The 18,580-nt window shown below is 41.2% G+C and carries 24 protein-coding genes and 3 pseudogenes; 2 read left to right on the forward strand and 25 right to left on the reverse strand.

All coding sequences use genetic code 11. From position 1 onward, the window contains the following. The 4 genes and pseudogenes from ACKI5G_RS07955 to tsaE all read right to left on the reverse strand — a co-directional run. Positions 1-259, reverse strand: a pseudogene (locus ACKI5G_RS07955) (tRNA (adenosine(37)-N6)-threonylcarbamoyltransferase complex transferase subunit TsaD); the annotation flags it as partial. Between the two features lie 26 nt (positions 260-285). After that, positions 286-735, reverse strand: a complete 450-nt coding sequence (gene rimI, locus ACKI5G_RS07960) for a ribosomal protein S18-alanine N-acetyltransferase (RefSeq protein ID WP_407399254.1) — start codon at positions 733-735, stop codon at positions 286-288. Next, complete coding sequence (tsaB, locus tag ACKI5G_RS07965; RefSeq protein ID WP_407399256.1) at positions 732-1,451, reverse strand: tRNA (adenosine(37)-N6)-threonylcarbamoyltransferase complex dimerization subunit type 1 TsaB; 720 nt, start codon at positions 1,449-1,451, stop codon at positions 732-734. Before tsaB ends, rimI begins: the two co-directional genes overlap by 4 nt. Beyond that, on the reverse strand, positions 1,439-1,915 hold the full coding sequence (gene tsaE, locus ACKI5G_RS07970; protein WP_407399258.1) for a tRNA (adenosine(37)-N6)-threonylcarbamoyltransferase complex ATPase subunit type 1 TsaE: 477 nt from the start codon (positions 1,913-1,915) through the stop codon (positions 1,439-1,441). Before tsaE ends, tsaB begins: the two co-directional genes overlap by 13 nt. Before the next feature lie 276 nt (positions 1,916-2,191). On the opposite strand from tsaE, the gene ACKI5G_RS07975 reads away from it, so the two are divergent. Both ACKI5G_RS07975 and ACKI5G_RS07980 read left to right on the forward strand, forming a co-directional pair. Next, on the forward strand, positions 2,192-3,190 hold the full coding sequence (locus ACKI5G_RS07975; protein WP_407399260.1) for a hypothetical protein: 999 nt from the start codon (positions 2,192-2,194) through the stop codon (positions 3,188-3,190). Positions 3,191-3,304: 114 nt separating this feature from the next. Next, complete coding sequence (locus ACKI5G_RS07980) at positions 3,305-3,853, forward strand: NADH peroxidase (protein ID WP_407399262.1); 549 nt, start codon at positions 3,305-3,307, stop codon at positions 3,851-3,853. Positions 3,854-3,937: 84 nt separating this feature from the next. Here the strand turns inward: ACKI5G_RS07980 and recO are convergent, their stop codons facing one another. The 21 genes and pseudogenes from recO to ACKI5G_RS08085 all read right to left on the reverse strand — a co-directional run. Continuing rightward, entirely contained in the window at positions 3,938-4,678 is a 741-nt protein-coding gene (gene recO / locus ACKI5G_RS07985) for a DNA repair protein RecO (protein WP_407399264.1), read from the reverse strand. Further along, positions 4,678-5,571: a GTPase Era gene (era, locus tag ACKI5G_RS07990; protein WP_407399293.1), complete on the reverse strand. Its 894-nt coding sequence runs from the start codon at positions 5,569-5,571 to the stop codon at positions 4,678-4,680. The genes recO and era overlap by 1 nt, the downstream gene beginning before the upstream one ends. 114 nt (positions 5,572-5,685) lie before the next feature. Next, positions 5,686-6,150, reverse strand: a pseudogene (ybeY, locus tag ACKI5G_RS07995) (rRNA maturation RNase YbeY); the annotation flags it as partial. A gap of 15 nt (positions 6,151-6,165) precedes the next feature. Then, positions 6,166-7,089: a PhoH family protein gene (locus tag ACKI5G_RS08000; protein ID WP_407399295.1), complete on the reverse strand. Its 924-nt coding sequence runs from the start codon at positions 7,087-7,089 to the stop codon at positions 6,166-6,168. A gap of 137 nt (positions 7,090-7,226) precedes the next feature. After that, complete coding sequence (locus ACKI5G_RS08005) at positions 7,227-7,502, reverse strand: type II toxin-antitoxin system YafQ family toxin (protein WP_297966414.1); 276 nt, start codon at positions 7,500-7,502, stop codon at positions 7,227-7,229. Further along, positions 7,499-7,756: a hypothetical protein gene (locus tag ACKI5G_RS08010; protein WP_296730927.1), complete on the reverse strand. Its 258-nt coding sequence runs from the start codon at positions 7,754-7,756 to the stop codon at positions 7,499-7,501. Before ACKI5G_RS08010 ends, ACKI5G_RS08005 begins: the two co-directional genes overlap by 4 nt. A gap of 158 nt (positions 7,757-7,914) precedes the next feature. Further along, positions 7,915-9,675 carry a flagellinolysin gene (locus ACKI5G_RS08015; RefSeq protein WP_407399267.1) on the reverse strand — a complete coding sequence of 587 codons (1,761 nt, stop codon included), beginning with the start codon at positions 9,673-9,675 and terminating at the stop codon, positions 7,915-7,917. Positions 9,676-9,858: 183 nt separating this feature from the next. Next, entirely contained in the window at positions 9,859-10,221 is a 363-nt protein-coding gene (locus ACKI5G_RS08020; protein WP_407399269.1) for a hypothetical protein, read from the reverse strand. A gap of 25 nt (positions 10,222-10,246) precedes the next feature. After that, positions 10,247-11,482 carry a flagellin gene (locus ACKI5G_RS08025; protein WP_407399297.1) on the reverse strand — a complete coding sequence of 412 codons (1,236 nt, stop codon included), beginning with the start codon at positions 11,480-11,482 and terminating at the stop codon, positions 10,247-10,249. A 162-nt stretch (positions 11,483-11,644) separates the two neighbouring features. Further along, positions 11,645-12,079 (reverse strand): annotated as a pseudogene (locus ACKI5G_RS08030) (flagellin); the annotation flags it as partial. Between the two features lie 153 nt (positions 12,080-12,232). Beyond that, positions 12,233-12,619, reverse strand: a complete 387-nt coding sequence (locus ACKI5G_RS08035; protein WP_407399271.1) for a DUF86 domain-containing protein — start codon at positions 12,617-12,619, stop codon at positions 12,233-12,235. Next, positions 12,609-12,899 carry a nucleotidyltransferase family protein gene (locus ACKI5G_RS08040; RefSeq protein WP_407399273.1) on the reverse strand — a complete coding sequence of 97 codons (291 nt, stop codon included), beginning with the start codon at positions 12,897-12,899 and terminating at the stop codon, positions 12,609-12,611. Before ACKI5G_RS08040 ends, ACKI5G_RS08035 begins: the two co-directional genes overlap by 11 nt. Positions 12,900-13,116: 217 nt before the next feature. After that, complete coding sequence (locus ACKI5G_RS08045) at positions 13,117-13,512, reverse strand: hypothetical protein (protein ID WP_407399275.1); 396 nt, start codon at positions 13,510-13,512, stop codon at positions 13,117-13,119. Positions 13,513-13,546: 34 nt separating this feature from the next. Beyond that, on the reverse strand, positions 13,547-14,020 hold the full coding sequence (locus tag ACKI5G_RS08050) for a hypothetical protein (protein WP_407399277.1): 474 nt from the start codon (positions 14,018-14,020) through the stop codon (positions 13,547-13,549). Between the two features lie 89 nt (positions 14,021-14,109). Beyond that, positions 14,110-14,646, reverse strand: a complete 537-nt coding sequence (locus ACKI5G_RS08055; RefSeq protein WP_407399279.1) for a hypothetical protein — start codon at positions 14,644-14,646, stop codon at positions 14,110-14,112. 76 nt (positions 14,647-14,722) lie between these two features. Next, on the reverse strand, positions 14,723-15,061 hold the full coding sequence (locus ACKI5G_RS08060; RefSeq protein WP_407399281.1) for a hypothetical protein: 339 nt from the start codon (positions 15,059-15,061) through the stop codon (positions 14,723-14,725). A 379-nt stretch (positions 15,062-15,440) separates the two neighbouring features. After that, positions 15,441-15,680, reverse strand: coding sequence for a hypothetical protein (locus tag ACKI5G_RS08065; protein WP_407399283.1), 240 nt, complete (start codon positions 15,678-15,680; stop codon positions 15,441-15,443). Further along, a complete protein-coding gene (locus ACKI5G_RS08070) occupies positions 15,662-15,889 on the reverse strand; it encodes a DUF3990 domain-containing protein (RefSeq protein WP_407399285.1) in 228 nt (75 codons plus the stop codon). Before ACKI5G_RS08070 ends, ACKI5G_RS08065 begins: the two co-directional genes overlap by 19 nt. Then, positions 15,889-16,107: a DUF3791 domain-containing protein gene (locus ACKI5G_RS08075; RefSeq protein ID WP_407399287.1), complete on the reverse strand. Its 219-nt coding sequence runs from the start codon at positions 16,105-16,107 to the stop codon at positions 15,889-15,891. The genes ACKI5G_RS08070 and ACKI5G_RS08075 overlap by 1 nt, the downstream gene beginning before the upstream one ends. Before the next feature lie 173 nt (positions 16,108-16,280). After that, a complete protein-coding gene (locus ACKI5G_RS08080; protein WP_407399289.1) occupies positions 16,281-18,059 on the reverse strand; it encodes a transglycosylase domain-containing protein in 1,779 nt (592 codons plus the stop codon). Between the two features lie 137 nt (positions 18,060-18,196). Continuing rightward, the coding region (locus tag ACKI5G_RS08085) for a hypothetical protein (RefSeq protein ID WP_407399291.1) at positions 18,197-18,580 on the reverse strand (384 nt) is incomplete at its 5' end.

Below are 18,580 nucleotides of genomic sequence, written 5' to 3' on the forward strand. Positions count from 1 at the left end.
CCACCTGGTCAATGTCCTTCAGTGTCACACCGGCCTTTTCCAAAGCCTCATCAATAACCGGCATCACATTGACAATATGCTTGCGGGAAGCGATTTCTGGCACCACCCCGCCAAATTTTCTATGTATTGGAATCTGGGTTGCTATGATATTGGAAAGCACAGTTCTGCCACCAACCAACACAGCTGCCGAGGTTTCATCACAGCTGGACTCTATTGCCAGTGTAACAATCTTTTCTTTGTCCTTATTAACCTTATCCATATATTTCTCCATATCAATAACCAGCCTTAAATATGAGTATTCCACATTATTTCGGCATCCTCCACAGGGCTGGTATAATATTTCGGTCGTTGCCCTACGCTTTTAAAGCCCAGGCCTTCATATAATTTAATGGCAGGAGTATTGGAAACCCTTGCCTCCAATGTCATCGCCGTAACCCCACGGGCTTTGACCTCCTCGATTAATTTAATGAGCATCTGCCGCCCTATTCCCTGACGACGATATTCTGGAGCTATGGCCACATTGGTAATACTGCCTTCATAAGCCAAAATCCAGCATCCTACATAACCGATTACCTTGTTATCAGCTTCCTCATCAATGGCAAGAAGATAATAGGTATCACTGCTGGAGGCATCACGCCAAAAGGATTCACGGGACCATGGTGTGGCAAAGCACTGCTTTTCTACCTCAGCCACGGCATCTGCATCCTCCGGCACCATTTTACGAAAGATGATCATTGGGCCTCCTGCTTCAGCTTTGCCTGTCGCTTCTCCCAAAGCACCTCAGCCTCGGATTTTCTTATATAAATAGGTTCCATGTCCATCACTGAGCCCACCTGGCCTGCTGCCAGCTTCTTTAAACCAGCCATGGCAATATTGGCTGCCCTTGGCATCATTGTATGCTTTGGTGGAATAATAAGATTTTCCGGAAGGTTACCCAGCTTAATCATCTTCTTTGAAACCATGTCGCCAACAGCCATCACAGTCCCCTCAATCTCACCGCAAATGTTAATGGCGTCCTCCAAGGATACCACCTCAATAGGCTTTACCTCATCAAAAGCACTGCCATTCCACTTATAATGGGCGGTGTAAACATTTCCCTTTTGGGCATCTATAAAGCCTGCCACCCTTATTCCAGGAACAGGATAATGCCAAGCGAGACCCTCAATGGTAGGAATACCAATAATTGGAATATTCAAGCCATAGGCGATGGCCTTAGCCGCAGCCAGTCCAATGCGAAGGCCCGTAAAGGAGCCTGGGCCAATACTTACGGCCACTGCCTCCAAATCCTCTTTCTTGGTTCCTGCCATATTGAGAACCTGTTCCACATGTGGAAGCAGCGTCTCAGAATGTGTCAGCTTATTTTCTACGATTAGTTCAGCCAGTAATTTTTTATTATCTGCAACTGCCACGCTGGAAACCATGGTAGCAGTATCCATTGCTAAAATTGGCACAGTTCTTCCACCTCCCGGAAAATATCTTTATAAACATCCCCTCTGATATCAAAAATCAGGCGGCGTTCATTTTCCTCTGCCTCTGTTCTTTCAATGGTAAGCAGTACAAAGTCATCAGGCAGACAATCAGCAAACTTATCCGCCCATTCAATAACCACAATACCATCAGGATCATCCACATAATCGTAAAAGCCGATATCCTCCAGCTCGTACTCCTGCTCCAGACGGTACAAGTCAAAATGATAAAGGGGGAGCCGCCCCTCATAAACATTCATTATATTAAATGTAGGAGAGGTAACATCCTCATCTATTTCCAAGCCCTTGGCCAAGTTCTGCACAAACAGTGTCTTGCCGGCTCCCAGATCACCATATAGGCAAATCACTGTTCCATTGGAAACTAGCCTGCCGATTTTCTCACCTATAGCCGCCGTTTCCTCCGGGGATTTTGTAATTATTTCAAACATTGTTTTCTCCTAGAAATTTCATGGTTTATATACATATTACAGAATAATACTAACATGCAATTTTATCATATTTGCCATGCAACTACAAATTATGCTCCATTAGTTTAATTCTTTTTTTAAAATAAATGACTATGGCATCTCTATCATTAATCCTGTCGAAAAATAATACTTATCCTTTGCAGACTAAAAATCAGCAGGATTTTTTCTGCACATGTAGAATTTGCATAAGTACAAAACCTTAATGAAGATTCAAAACGATAGGAGGTTGAATAATTCATGTTAATGAAAAAAAATCGAATAACGAAATCCACTTGCAGTCTGTTTACTGTGGTCTGTTATTTGCTTATTATGCTGATGGCAACAGCCCAGGCCGCTGAAAAACAGGATGCGCCAATTTGGCGACTGGATTCCATGTCAGGAGCCGTATTTCCCCGCAGTCTTAGATTCATGACAGATGAATTTCCGCAATCCTTGAGCAGTGTTCCCTCCCGTCAGGGAATGGATACCCTAAGATGTTCTGCCAGTGCCGAATTTTCCGGTGCAGGCCTCGCCATGGTTAGGGACAAAATATACGAGCATGCTGGCCAAAATGCGGTCATCTATGTGGTGGATTTACGGAGAGAATCCCATGGCTTTGTAAACGGTGACTTTGCCGTAAGCCGTTACATTAAAAATAATTTAGACAACCGTAACCTCAGTTCAGCGGAAATACCACAGACTGAGGAAAAAGCATTACAATCCATGGTGGGCAAAGAAATAACCTTTATTCCTTTGGGCAAAACCGACACAAAGCTGTTTACATCCCGTACTATAAAGGTTGAGCAGGCTGAACCAGAGGAAGCTCTTGCCAAACGGCTTGGAATGTGCTACAAACGTATTCCTGTTGCAGACCAATGTGCACCTACAGATGAAGATATAGATGACTTTATGGACTTCTACAAAAATCTGCCATCCAATTACTGGCTGCATTTTCATTGCCATGCAGGACATGGACGCACCACGACCTTCATAGTGCTCTATGACATTTTACGTAATCCGGATGTGGCTTTAGAGGATATTGTAGCACGACAGCATGCTTTGGGTGGCACAAATTTGTTTACTCCTGGCAAAAAGAATAATTGGAAGGGGGAGGAAATTCGTAAGCGGGCCCAGCAAGTTCGTAACTTTTATGCGTATGTACAGGCTAACCGCAGTAATGAATATGCACAGCCTTACTCCCAATGGATAAAGTCCCAAAACAGCACAGAAGGTAACGCCAATAATAGTGAGTCCTAAAAATAGCAAATACGAATCGTAAAAAATGTCAAATTATTCTTTATTTTTGTACCATTTTCGATATAATTATATGTAAGAAGCTGAGTGTGTGTACTATTATTAAGGAGGTACAGTATGGCTAAATATGTATGCAGCGTTTGTGGTTACGTTCACGAGGGAGATGCTCCACCAGATGAGTGTCCTATCTGCCATGTTGGTTCTGAAAAATTCAACAAAATGGAAGAAGGCGGTCAGCAGTTAGCTGATGAACACAAGCTGGGTGTAGCTCAGGGTGTTGACTCTGAAATTATTGAAGGTCTGAAGCAGAACTTCAACGGCGAATGCACCGAGGTTGGTATGTATCTGGCAATGTCCCGTGTGGCTGACCGTGAAGGCTATCCTGAGGTAGCCGAAGCCTTCAAGCGTTATGCTTGGGAAGAGGCAGAGCATGCAGCAAAATTTGCTGAGTTGCTGGGTGAAGTATTAACTGACAGCACAGAGAAAAATCTGAAGATGCGTGTTGATGCTGAATTTGGTGCCTGCGAGGGCAAGAAAAAGCTGGCAGTTCATGCCAAGAAGCTGAATCTGGATGCTATCCACGATACCGTCCATGAAATGTGCAAGGATGAAGCCCGTCACTGCAAAGGCTTTGAAGGTCTGTTAAAGAGATACTTCGGAAAGTAATATTTTAGGTGAAACCAAAAAGGTCTGGGAAATGATTTGAGTCACTTCCCAGACTTTTAAATTGGACTATTAATTATGTTGCTGTCAACCAAGCTGCTGAATAAATTTTAATGATTTCATAGGCTTGCCAAACATACTGTATAAATACCCCAATAAAAGGGCTTCAGCCTGAACCATAATACTGCCGCTGACCTTAAAGGCTGGCTTTTCCAGCCAATTCAGCTTCAAAAGCTGGCCAATAAATACCCGCATAGCTTCCGGATATTCCATAATATCTTTATCATCCGGCTGAACCATTTCAGGAAGCAATGCTCCACCCTCCTGGATGGAAAAAAAAGCATCTCCTTCAATATCCAGGCCACTTCTGACACATCTTTCATAGGAAAGCTGCATACCAGAAAATTCCAAAATCTGGAAAGCCGCGGCCAGAGCCGCAATTCTTGGATTACGGCTGCCAAAGGCATCGAAGACCTCCAACAGTTTATCGTACATATCCCCCTGGGGAAAACCCTCCACCGCCAAATTTGTGGCCAGCTCTGCCACAAAGGCACCATAGGCCATGGCTGAGAAATCCGTACTCATAGTGCGATTGGCATGCTTCAAGGACGCCTGGCGAACAGTGTCCAGGCGATTGCCCTTGGTGAGCTGGATGTCCACCTCATTGAACATCTGCAGAGCCCCTGCCAAAGGGCTTTTAGGGCGACGACAGCCAAAGGCCGTTGCCGTTATCTTCCCATGCTCACGGGAAAGCAGGGTAATTATTTTATCTGCTTCGCCCCAGTTCTTTACCCCCAGCACCAGGGCATCAGTCTGATACTGTCCCATTATTCAAAACCGAATCCTTTAAGAATATTGTCCCGGTTGCGCCAGTCCTTTTTCACCTTAACCCAAAGGTCAAGGAACACCTTGCCACCCAACAGCATCTGTACATCCTGACGGGCCTGGGCACCGATTTCCTTCAGCATAGCACCCTTTTTACCGATGATAATACCCTTCTGGGACTCACGCTCCACGTAAATCGTCACCCGTACATAATTATCACCGTTATCCCGAACCTTCATTTCATCCACATCAACTGCAATGGAATGAGGCACCTCATCACGGGTAAGGTGCAGCACCTTTTCACGAACCATTTCTGCGATGATCAGTCGCTCAGGCTGGTCTGTCACCATATCCTCAGGATAATACTGCGGTCCCTTTGGCAGGTACTTCTTTACCTCATCCAGCAATCCCTCCAGATTATTTTCCTCCAAAGCAGAAATAGGGACAGTAGCCGCAAAGTCGTACTTACCATTGTAATTGGTTATGATTGGAAGCAGAGCCTCCTTGTCCTCCAGCAAATCCACCTTGTTAATGGCCAATACTACAGGCTTTTTGGTGGACTTGAGACGCTCAAGAATATAATGCTCACCAGGACCAAATTTCTCATTGGCATCCACCACGAAAATAATGGCGTCAACCTCCTGCAAAGTGCCCTCAGCGGCTTTTACCATGTATTCTCCCAGCTTATCAATAGGCTTATGAATACCCGGCGTATCCAAAAATACCAGCTGGGCATCCGGCTTGGTCAGTACACACATGATGCGGTTACGGGTAGTCTGGGGCTTATCAGACATAATGGCGATTTTCTGACCGATAAGGCTGTTTATCAAAGTGGATTTACCCACATTTGGACGGCCAATTACTGCCACAAAGCCGGATTTATAATCCTTTGGCAATTTCTTAGGCTCATTCTGTGGAATAGAATTAATATCAATTTCTATCCCCTTGCCCTTTACAACATCAGGGGCCTGGGCCAGTGGAAGCTGCATATCCTTATCATCGCCGTCATCACGGCTGATTCCCAGCTTCCCCATTACATAACGCTGCTCCTCTTCCATTTCCAGCCGTTCTTCCTCATCCATGTGGTCATACCCCATAAGATGAAGCATCCCGTGAACAGTGAGGAAGGAAAGCTCTCTTTTCAAACTGTGACCATACTCTTTGGCCTGCTCCTGAGCCTTTTCCACGGAAATAATAATATCTCCCAAAATCTCAGTCTCCAGACCGCCCTCGATTTCCGGCTCGTCCTCCTGGCTGTCTGCAAAGGCAAATGACAGTACATCGGTTGGACGGTCCAAACCGCGATACTTATTATTAAGCTCATGGATATATTCATTATTGGTGAGGGTAATACTTACCTCCCCATTTTCCACTCCATAAAGAGGCCCGGTAACCTCAACGGCATTGCGCACAATTTCCTCGATTTCCGGCTCCAGCTTCAAATCTTCGGGCTCACGGCTGATAATAACATCCATTGGCAAATTCTCCTATTATTCTTCTTTACGTGAAGCCTCATAACGATCATAGGCCTCTACAATTCTCGATACCACGTCATGTCTGATTACATCCATGGCTTCCATGCGTACTATTTCAATGCCCTTGACATTCTCAAGGACCCTGGTTGCTTCTATTAACCCTGAGGTAACCCCCCTTGGCAAATCAATCTGCCCCGGGTCTCCTGTTACCACCATCTTGGAGCCAAAACCAAGACGGGTCAAAAACATTTTCATCTGCTTGGCAGTGGTATTCTGGGCCTCGTCGAGAATAACATAGGCATTTTCCAGAGTACGACCACGCATATAGGCCAATGGAGCAATCTCGATAACCCCCTTGGTCATGAGCTTCTGATATGTGTCCTGACCCAATATATCCTGCAAGGCATCATAAAGAGGACGAAGATATGGATCAACCTTTTCCTGTAAATCTCCCGGCAAAAAGCCCAGCTTTTCCCCAGCTTCCACCGCCGGACGGGTAAGAATCAGCTTTTCCACCTCACGATTACGAAGAGCAGCGCAGGCCAAAACCACCGCCAGATATGTTTTACCCGTTCCCGCAGGGCCCACACCGAAGGTAATGGAATTCTTTTTTATGGCATCCACATAAACCCGCTGTCCCAAGGTTTTCGGGCGTACATGACGTCCTCTGGAGGTCACCAAAATGGTATCCCCAAAAAGGCTGTGAAGGGCCTCACCCTGGCCCCCTTTTACCAAACCAATACTATATCTTACTTCGTGCATGGTGATGGCATTGCCTTGTCTATACAGGTACTGCAGCTCCCGCATAATCTTGGCAGCCGGCTCCACCTGGGATGACTCACCGCTGATTTCCAGCACCTCTCCACGGCTAATGAACCGCGCGTCAAAATTCTCCATCAATACACGAACATACTCGTCTCTTTCTCCCAGCAAAGCCATAGCTTCGCTGCGGTCGGCAAATTCAATAATTTCTTCTGATATATTCTGCAACTATGCACCGTAGCCTAATCTGCCAACTACGGTGTTTTCACCTCGCTTATAAAATGATAAAGTAATAAATTTAATTGCTTTGTCCATCAGAACAAATCACTATGGGTTCCAGTTCTTGCCAGGTACAGATATAAATATATATCATCTATCTCATACATCAATAACCAATCCGGTGTAATATGACACTCCCGGTACTTTGCCAGCTTACCACTTAATTGATGATCCTTATTTTCTGGCGGAAGCTCCTCTCCCTGAGCCAGCTTTTTGATAACATCCGTAATAAGGTCAATATTGTATCCACGCTTTTTTGCACGCTTCAAATCTCTTTTAAACTGGCTGGTAGGCTTTACTACATACTTCACGCCAACAAATCCTCCATCATCCTATCAACATCCGAATAGGATTTGCCAACAGACGGATTCTTTTTCATTTCCTCGACTTCCTTTATTGCTGCCAAAGTTGCCGCATTGGAGGTTTCGAACTGGATAACATCCTTCATATACCTTATTAAATTACCCTTAACGTTTTCATGGTTTTTAACAACAATACTTTTAAAGGCATCATAAGTCTCTCTATCTAACGTAAAAGAACAGGTAACGGTTTTAGAAACTGCCATATCCATTCTCCTTTCCAAGCTTTCTAATTTCTCTTTTACTAAGTATACTAAGTAAGTCTCCATAGTGTCAATAAAAAGCCGTTGCAATGCAACGACTCTTCTCTTCTATGGCAAATTTATAAAAGAACTACCGCAAGATCTACGACAGCTCCGAATTGTTATTGTAGTAAATTCAGCACATTACTGCTATTTTGATTAGCCTGAGCTAACATAGACTGCGCTGCTTGCAACAAAACATTGTGCTTTGAGTAGTCCGTCATTTCCTTGGCCATATCTGCATCACGAATCGTAGATTCAGCATTTTGTACATTTTCGTCAGCCGTTATAAGGTTTTCAATAGTAAATTCCAGGCGACTTTGCATGGAGCCGATAGTGGTCTGCTGTTCCAACGCTTTACGAAGTGCTTGATCAACTACACGGATAGTATTATTGGCATCTTCCCTAGTGTTCACGCTAATTTTTTTACCAAACTTATCTTTAAGGCCCATAGCTTCTGCACGCATATCCTTGAAACTAACTTTCATAGATTGCCCTGCCTTAGTTCCTGTCTGCAGAGTCAACTTCCCCATTCTTTCCTGATAACCGTCTGGCCATTCTACCAAAAGGTCTCCTAGTGAAGAATATTTACCACCTGGCAAGTACCAAAACTCTGTTGAACCTGCCTCTGACACCACATCTGCCCCTGATAACGACTTAGGACCACCTGCATCACTTCCCAAGGTGGAACCAACATCTTCATTGGTCAAATCTATATTACAGTAAGCTTTTAGGAAATCCGTCATATTGCCAGCAATATCATAGTCATCCAGCATTTTGGCAAGCATATCATCACGGGATGAAAACTTTCCTTTAGACGCAAACTGTACAGCCTCATCCAACATCCCTACTCCACGTTTTGATGAATGACTTAACGAATTCATAAAACGATGCATTACTTCTTTACCGTCACCTGCACTTTGCGCTGTTAAGTAACGCAGAAATATGTAGCCTGCATCATAAGGATCATTAGAACTGGCAGTATAATCACTGTCATCCAATAACTGGTTCTGTAACCACGATTTATCGTGAGTGGCAAGTGTTGTAGTCAAATCATCTCGTCCTTGAATATATGAGGCCGTCCCTTCAGTTATAAACGTAGGAAGCGTATGCATATTTGCAATATTAGATGCCATAATAGCATGCGTTAATTCGTGCATAATAATCCGGTCAGTAGACCAACCAGATGGATCTGTCTTATCATATAGACTGATATTACCAGTATTTATTATCATTTTCAAGCTATCAGCCTTCCCATTACGGTCTATTGTCCACGAGCAAAGTGCAGCCTCAAAAGCCCCAGGCTTATCTTCAAACTCAACTGTTATTTCCCTGACTGACGCATCCGAACCTCGAAAAGTCAATCCATAGGCTTCTTCAATATGGTCTAAGCTATTCTCAATCCACTCCGTGTTTAGAGCTGCAATTATCTGCTCTCTATCAGTCTCAATTTTTACCTCCATACTGCCGTTAATCAAATATTTACCGTTATATGTAACATTGGCATTATCATCCACTTGGTCAATGAGTTCATCCAGTTCCTTTTGAATTGTTGCCCTGTCTATATATGTATTAGTGTCATTGGCAGCATCCAATGCCTTTTCCTTAAACGTTCGCAAAATATCCACCGTAGATGAAACAGCCCCTTCGGCGACCTTCATTAAGCTAATACCATTCTGTGAATTGGTAATATCCTGCTCTAATGAGCGAATTTGCACCCGCATTTTCTCAGAAATAGCATACCCTGAGGCGTCATCCTTGGCACTATTGATTTTCATACCAGAAGACACTTTTTCCAGATTATTAGCCATCTTTTTGTCATTTTTCTTCAATGTATTATATGTGTTTAAAGCAGCCATATTAGAGGCAACTACAAGAGCCATAACTATTCCCCCTATGTACAAAAACAGATTATATTAAGACTACTTTAGCAAATAATCTTTTGAAAGTGTCGTACTCTGAGTCCAATGTCCCAATAAAAAAAGAAGCCATTGCAATGCAACGACCTCTCTATTATCTGACATTTTTATAGTTAGATTAAGGAATCCATAAATTGTGTACTTCAATCATTGTTTATCATAACACATGGCCTCTTTTATATGTTCATTACACCATTTTGGCAGTTTTTTATCTACATTGGGTTCATATCCCATTCCTTCCAATATAGCGCATTGCATTCTGCCAATGCCCTGTTTATGGAAATCATTATTTAGATCCAATGTCGTTTCTTTGCAATTGGCCAGCAAGTATTCTATGACGCGAACATGGGGCAATAATGCCGGCTCATCATCTTCTATTGCTTTAACAGAAGCAGAAATACTTTCAGCCGTACTAAGCATTTCAAATACGGCTTTTGCCCCCATATCATCCTTCAAGCTTTGATAGTTTGGATATTTCTCCAAAAAGTTCTCAAACGTTGCTTTTACCATATACATTCAACCCTTTCTAATAAATTTATTGTAATAAACTCAATACATTACTACTATTTTGATTAGCCTGAGCTAACATAGACTGCGCCGCCTGAGACAGGAGATTATTTGTAGCAAAACCTGTCATTTCCTTAGCCATGTCTGTATCGCGTATAACAGATTCCGCACTAATGGTGTTTTCTTGTGCCGTAATAATATTGTTATCTGTAAAGTCCATTCGACTCATATATGCACCAACATCTGTAATTTCTCCTAAAGCCTTATCTATAGCTGCATCTATGTATGATAATGAATTTATAGCTTCATCCCTATTAACAACCTTAATATTACCGATTCCCAATGCTTCACAATGCATATCATCTATATTTATATGAATATTCTCATTGGCTTTGGTTCCTGTATGGATTACAAGTCCATCATCATTATCACGATACAAACTATCAATGTTTAAGAACTCATCATCTGAAGTTACGTCATTAGAATATGTAACAGGATAAGAATATCGATAATTTGAATTGTTTGTATTTGATGTACTATAAATATGATCACAAGAAATATTCCCTACGGTTCCTCCCTTCCCTGCGCCATAAAGCTCAGGAAACCAACGAGAAAAATCATAATTAAGACCATAATCATCATATTGGTAACAAATCGTACCACTCACCTGATTAATATCCCCCATGGAACCATTTACTCCAGAGCCAATGACACAAACATTGCAGTAATCTTTCAATTGGTCGGAATAAATGAGAATGCTAAACCGATTTGCTATTCCTCGATAATCTTCAACAGGATAGTTATCTGTCTTTATTGTTAAATTGGAATTAGTCTGAACATTTGCTTTGGTTCCGATTAAGGGGCTGTTATAAGTTATAGGGTTCTTAATTATACCCTTTTTTCTGTTTTCTTCGCGCAATATAAGGTCTGGTGACACGTTGCTTTCTCTTCCATGAGTTAAAATTGTTAACCCTCCACCAATATCTATCATAGGAGTATTAATAACAGAACCTTCATCAGGACTTCTGGTCAAATAATTATAACCAGGAATGCACGTCAAAGTATTTTGTGTCCCTGAACCAAACGTAATAAGAGAATCCGTTCCCCAGGTAGAAATACACGCATTATCCAAAACAATATTTGTATTATCTCTCAAGCAGACTATTTTCATATTTAAATGTGGAACCTGTGCCCAATTCCAATCCTTTAATGTTACATTATCTGCATCTATATAAATTGTACAATTTTTTAATTCATCATTCATATTCCCAGGGTACTGTATACCATAAATACCATCTTCCGTTATTGTATAACTGTACTCATTAGGATTATTAGTATCAATAACAGGGGAAATTTTTCCTTTATTGACGGAGGGAATTACATAGTTGTTATATGTTTCACTACTACTTATTGGACTACTTTTATATATGGATTTTAAACTTCCATTCAACAAATATTTCCCATTAAATTCAGTAGTAGATGCTATATCATCAATTTGTAATTTACGTTGCTCCAGTTCTTTTTGAATAATCGCCCTATCCGCATCAGTATTGGTATCATTAGCAGCATTTAATGCCATTTCTTTTATGGTACGCAGATTATTAACTATTTCCTGTATACCACCATGGGCTACAAACAATAATGACTTGCCATTCTTAACATTTTGGTCATCTTGAGCCAACGCCCGAATCTGCACACGCATTTTCTCAGAAATAGCATACCCGGAAGCGTCGTCCTTGGCACTGTTGATTTTCATGCCAGAAGAGACCTTTTCCAGATTATTAGCCATCTTTTTGTCATTTTTCTTCAATGTATTATATGTGTTTAAAGCAGCCATATTAGAAGCAACTACAAGAGCCATAACTATTCCCCCTAAGCGCAAAACTCCAATTATGTTAAGACTACTTTAGCAAATAATCTTTTGAAAGTGTCGTACTCTGAGTCCAATGTCCCAATAAAAAAAGAAGCCGTTGCAATACAACGACTCCTCTGCGCAATAACTGCTTCTCCCTGACTATAACTCCACAGCAACTTTTGGCTGTGCCTGCAATACTATATTCATACATGCCTCTTTCAGCTCTGGTATATTGCTATTTATAATATCCCAAACCGTTTCAACATCTATAGTATCATACCTATGTGCCACAATATTTCTAAAACCTCTAATTGCCTTCCAGGGTAACGCAGAATGTTTATTCTTAAACTCATCTGTAAGTCCGATAGAAAGCTCACCTATTTGCAATAAATAAAAACAAGTTAAATCCCTAATTTCATAATTATTTACATCAAAGTAAGAGCTTTTCTTGTCCTCCCCTGAAAGTTTCTTCATGACATTTTCAATTTTATGGCAGTAATCAATGATATGTTTAATCCGATGTATATCTTTACTATCAATTTCCATATAACTTGATTTCCTCCCTGCGAATGTGGTTTAAAAATGTCTTAGGCAACTGTCTGGTTGTTAGAATATCTGCCTTACAGGAAAGAGCAGCTTCAACATCAACATAAAATTCTGAATACTTTAATCCACTTAAATCCCCAATATCCACACGGAGGTCTACATCACTATTATCAGTTGCTTCGCCACGGGCGTAAGAACCAAATAAATACGCGTTTAATATACCATATTGTTTAAAAATGGGAGACAGTCTATCTTTTATTGTTTCAATACTTAATTTCAATGTAACCAGCCCCCTCGCTTAATAATACTTTCAATTTCATTATACCTTTGTACGGTGAAAAAGGAAAGCAGCATATCCAATATCATTAATCTGGAATCCAAGAAATAGTTACTGGATATTTTGAAATATTAGCCTTAATCCAATCAAACATCGCTAATAACTTAGAAAGGTCGTATACAGGAGACAATGATAATCTTTTTTCATAATCATTCGCGTATTAGTGATTAAAAGCAATATACAATACATCATTTGCTAGACGCTCGCTGGACACATTTTGCCAAACCGGACCAGAGTCAGAAGCTTCATGCTTGCCACCAAAAGGTTCACGCCACTTAAATACCCATTTGCCATTTTGCTTTATAAATTGGTAGTGTCTTTCCAATATTTCATATTGTTCAGTTCCGAAAGAAACCATGATCTTTATCATCGGATTATCGTTTGTGCCAGACTTCTCTAAGGTGGCGAAATCCACATACCAAAAACAAGGCACATTATGAGTTGTCTCACCATAATCTATCCTCACTCCTGGATAGGCCCATACCTCAGCGGGCATATTAGCCCATGCCACTACTCCACAAAATAGTGCAGCAAACACTACAATTACCTTTTTCATTTCGATTGCCTCCCCATTCACATTTGGATATAGTTTATTTTTTACTGGCTAGAATTTTCCCGAAAAATTCATTTCTTTCCCCAGAGCTCAAAGCGGTTTTATTTACCTCTATAGCACCAACCCTGTAGTACCACCAATAGTGAAAAAAAGAGTCAACATAGTATATGATGATAAATTGCATCTTAACCTTTGCGGGCTTCCCATCATATTCGCATTCACCGTTGAACTCAACTATCCTATGGCCTTTAGTTGACTCGAAAGTTGTCCATTGAGGATTTTGAAAGTATTTTTCAAATAACTCTCCTAAATCTTGTTGTGAAGATTTGTTTTTGCTGTTCGTTTTTTTATCAGCATCCTCTTCATCATCACCGTATGGATTATGTTTAACACATGATATGTATTTCCAATCAGTATACTCTGTTTCATATAGGAGTATTCCAAATACATATACTACAAATGTGAACAAACATAATAATGATATTGCAATGTTACTTTTTGTATTTTTCATGTCAATTATTCAAAATACTTATTTCAGATACTTTAATGTGGCTTTAAAAAGAGTACATAACCCGTTCTCCAACATTTCCCACTATGATATTACACACCTAAAACCTTATAAAAATCCTCAGATATAACCCTCTCCCCACCATATCCTGTAATCCTACCAAAGAAGCGCATATTATATGCTGCTGCAAAAGCTGCTTCGGCGGAATAAGGGATAAGCGGATGACCATCAGCAATAGTATGTACCCGATAAATATCCCAATATTTCCAGACGCCTGCACTACCTAATACCCATATTGCTTTAGTATCGTAATCATACCTAAACTTCATCAGTCTTTGGTCACTGTACACCTTATATGGTCCCCCAATATAAGTACCATGGGCTCTGTAATAATCCTCAGAAAATGTCACACTTACAACATTGATAGCGATTTGATAATGAGGCGGATTATATATTTCAACTAAACGGGACGACATATCTACATATTGTCCTCCCCCCATTCGTCCACTCACCAAAACATAGGCACCATTATAAAGTGTATCAGGATATGGTTCTCCCCAAGCAGCTGCACTGGTATTTGGCAATAATAAATAAATTACCGCAACTACTACCCAAACGACTTTTTTCATCCCCTCTTACCTCCTCTTAATACATCCTCTTAAGATTCTAAAATTACCACCACAACATTAACCTGTAAAAATGACCTTAGAAAGTAGGCGTTCTGCCTCCAAATTTTTTATCTTCCAGCGCAAAACTACCATTTTCAACAACCTTGGTCCAACCAGTGGTTCCATCAGTCTTCCGCAGGCAATACCAAACCTCAATAGAAAGCATCGTTGATGTTCCTACTCCCACATATTCACCCCAAGGAGACTGGTTAGTTTTTGAAAAGTTTTTTATACCCATTAAATTCAAATCTTTGACTTCCTCGCCATTGTACAGCCCAATATAGGTTGCTTCTCCGGCGTACATCAATAGATACACATAGCTCCCTGGCTGCAATGCTCTTCTCTGCTCACTGGACCGGATATTTGATAACGCCATAGTCTTTAACCTTAAGGGAAAAAGTTACCGTGGTCGAAAGCTCAAAGTGGTAAATGTTCAGGTTGATAATCTGAACCATGAAGATAAATAGTGTCTTAGATAAGGCTAACTAACAGCCTAAGCTGGGTTATTGGTCAACAAAGCTGACTGGTGTAGTGGTCATTTTATACTGACTCTGAAATGGCTATACTGACCGACCCGTAGGTGGTTAAATTACGCCGACGCTAATAGAGCCATAACTATTCCCCCCTAAGCGCAAAACTCCAATTATGTTAAGACTACTTTAGCAAATAATCTCTTGAAAGTGTCGTACTCTGAGTCCAATTACCTAAAATAAAAGAGGCTGCATATGCAACCTCACAAAAAACACATAAAAGCATTATTGTCTTGCCTTATTTTCCTTCTCCTCATTATAAAGTTCAACGAGATAAGATGGTCCATTACACCACAGTTTTGTATTTTCGTCATATAACGCCTTACCTGTACGTGAAGCAAGAAAATCTTCCAAAACATCCGCCGTCGCCTTCCCTGTTTCATCAGCTATTTCCTCTACTACCATAGTAATCAATAAATCTATTGTATAATCCAGTGTATCTTTGGCTATTGCATCTCCAGACATATTTTTTCACTCCTAACGAGAGTCAGACAATCTAATGCCGCAATAGTTTTAAGGCAATATTGATCATTTAACCTATCAGGCACCCGGGAAGATGTCAAATAAAACCCTTGACCAAAATCTTTTTGCTTGGCACATCGCTCCAATTGAGGCTTTTCAACGATACAATAACTACCATGATACAATCTCATCCCATCAAATATCGATAGCATTACAACTTCATCCCCTTGTCGGCAAGCAATTCGGATATATCTTCCAAAATTGCTTCATCGCCTTCACAATGAAAAATACCAAAACCTGCTTCAATATAACCAAGGATGTCAAACTTATTAAATATCCGCATGACATCGTTTATAGACATATTCCATGCTTTCGAAGCAAGCCTGATAATTCTGACCTGCATAAAAATAATCTGTGTCCTTTCGTTCATGAAATATCACCTCACCACACATAACCATTCCTATACCAATTATACCTTTTGTACTATCTCATTGCCAATGGAAAAAGCAGCCACTTACTGACTGCTTTTGGGGTACAATTATTATCAGTGACTCAAAGCAATATACAAAACATCATTGGCCAGCCGTTTACGGTTTACCACATTCACCTTCCCAAAGACCTCATAAATATTGCCCAGATTCTTGCCGGAGTCGTACCGCCGGTCATTGAACCCATTGGCTGGTTGTCGTCGGTACCAATCCATACCCCCACCACCAGATCAGGTACATAGCCCACAAACCAAGCATCGTGATAATCACTGGTGGTGCCGGTTTTTCCTGCCACATGGCCGCCGATATTGGCTCTGGTTCCTGTGCCATGGCTGACTACTCCCTGTAGCATACTATCAAGATTTGCTGCAGTCTCCTCTTTTAACACACGTCTGGAATTTGCTGGATTAGGATATTCCTCCAGAACATTGCCATCACGGTCCAGCACCTTTACTATAGGAGTGCCCTTAGCATAAATTCCCTTGTTGGCAAAGGTGCAATAGGCACTGGTAAGCTCCAATGGAGTTACGCCCCTTGTTATTCCGCCCAGCGCAGTGGAAAGATTAACATCATTCCGCTCTCCCTCCTGTACCAAGGTGGATATCCCCATATCCTGAGCATACTTTATAACCTTATCGATACCTATATCATCTGCCACACGCACCGTTGCCACATTCAATGACTGGGCACAAACAGAGCTTAGTGGAACACTTCCATAAAAACTGCGGTCATAATTTTGTGGATTCCAGCCGTACTTGGTAAATGGTGTATCAGCCACAATTGAGTCAGGCGTATAGCCAGACTCCAGGGCAGCAGCATAAACAAATGGCTTGAAGGCAGAACCAGGCTGCCGTTCCGCCAATGCTGCACGATTAAACATATCTGTCCCGCGACCACCTACCATGGCCTTTATATAGCCACTATGAGGCTCAATAGCCACCAATGCCCCCTGAGGTTGTTTCAGTCCATTAGCCTCATTCATCTCTGGAAGGTTTTTCATGGCCTCCTCAGCGGCCCGCTGCATATCCATGTCAAGGGTGGTATAAATCTTCAGCCCACCCTTATATAATCCATCATCGCCATATTTATCTATGATTGTCTGCTTTACATAATCAATGAAATAATGAGCGTCACCTACCTCCTTTGGAGCTGACTGAACTAAATGTATTTCTTGCTTAGCCGTCTTTTGGGCAGTGGAGGAACTGATAAAACCATATTTGGCCATTTGCTGTAGAACCACAGCCTTCCTTTTCTGAGCTTCCTCCAAATTATTTAATGGAGAATAATGATTAGGGCTTTTCGGTATCCCTGCCAGCATAGCACATTCATTTAGGTCCAAGTCTTTCACGTTCTTGTTAAAATAATATTTTGATGCTGCTTGGATACCATAGACACCGCGCCCAAAGTAAATCTGATTAAGGTACATTTCCAGGATTTCTTCCTTGGTATGTCTATGTTCAATTTTAAGTGCCAAAAACATCTCCTGAATTTTGCGGCTAAAGGTACGCTCTTGATTTAAGTAAGCATTTCGTGCCAGCTGCTGAGTAATGGTAGAACCGCCCTCGGCAACTTCACGGTGTGAAATATTCTCCCACATAGCACGCATAACTCCACGATAATCAATGCCTATATGTTGGTAAAACCGCACATCCTCCGTTGCCAAAAAGGCTTTCTTTAAATTTTCCGGTATTTCCTCACTTTTGACTGGTTCTCTGTCCTCCTCAGCATGTACAACAGCTATTTCATTCCCTTTTATGTCATAAATATGTGATGTTAGAGCTGGCTGAATATCCGGCAGGTTACTTGGAATATTGGCCGAAGCCACAAGAAAGCCACAACCTCCGCCTATTCCCATAACTATCAACGCTATTATTAATCCTGTAGATAACTTCACTTTTACTCATCTTTCTATTTCTATATTCAAAATAACATATCAATCTTAAATACATTACTATATAAATGTAATTTTAGCAAAATATTTTTCAAAATCATTGTACTCCCAGTCCAATCCCCAATTAAACAGCCCTCCTGTCAGAAAGTACTAGAGATTATTGCATCATTTCTTACTGTATATGTCATCATGTCTTCACCCAGAAGGTAGCCATCTTCTATTTTCAGATATTGGCTGTTTGCCATGCCGCTGCAACGGTTAAAGCCACTGCCTGGAGTATAGGTAATGGCCCAGGCGTTGGTATTGTCCACCAAATCGTTTCCACCTTTAACAAGGGCACTGGTCATAATAGGGATAATATCCAAAATCCCGTCACCATTGATATCCATAAATATAATATCCCCATCCATGGAATTCGGGTTATCATAATTATGAATGGCCGGTGGTTGATAGTTAAAGGAATAAGCCGATGAATGGCCCATATTGTCCGAAAGCTGCACATTTAGCTGCGCGCCAGTATTGGT

It is taken from the genome of Anaerovibrio sp., assembly GCF_045637405.1.
Taxonomy (GTDB): Bacteria; Bacillota; Negativicutes; order Selenomonadales; family Selenomonadaceae; genus Anaerovibrio.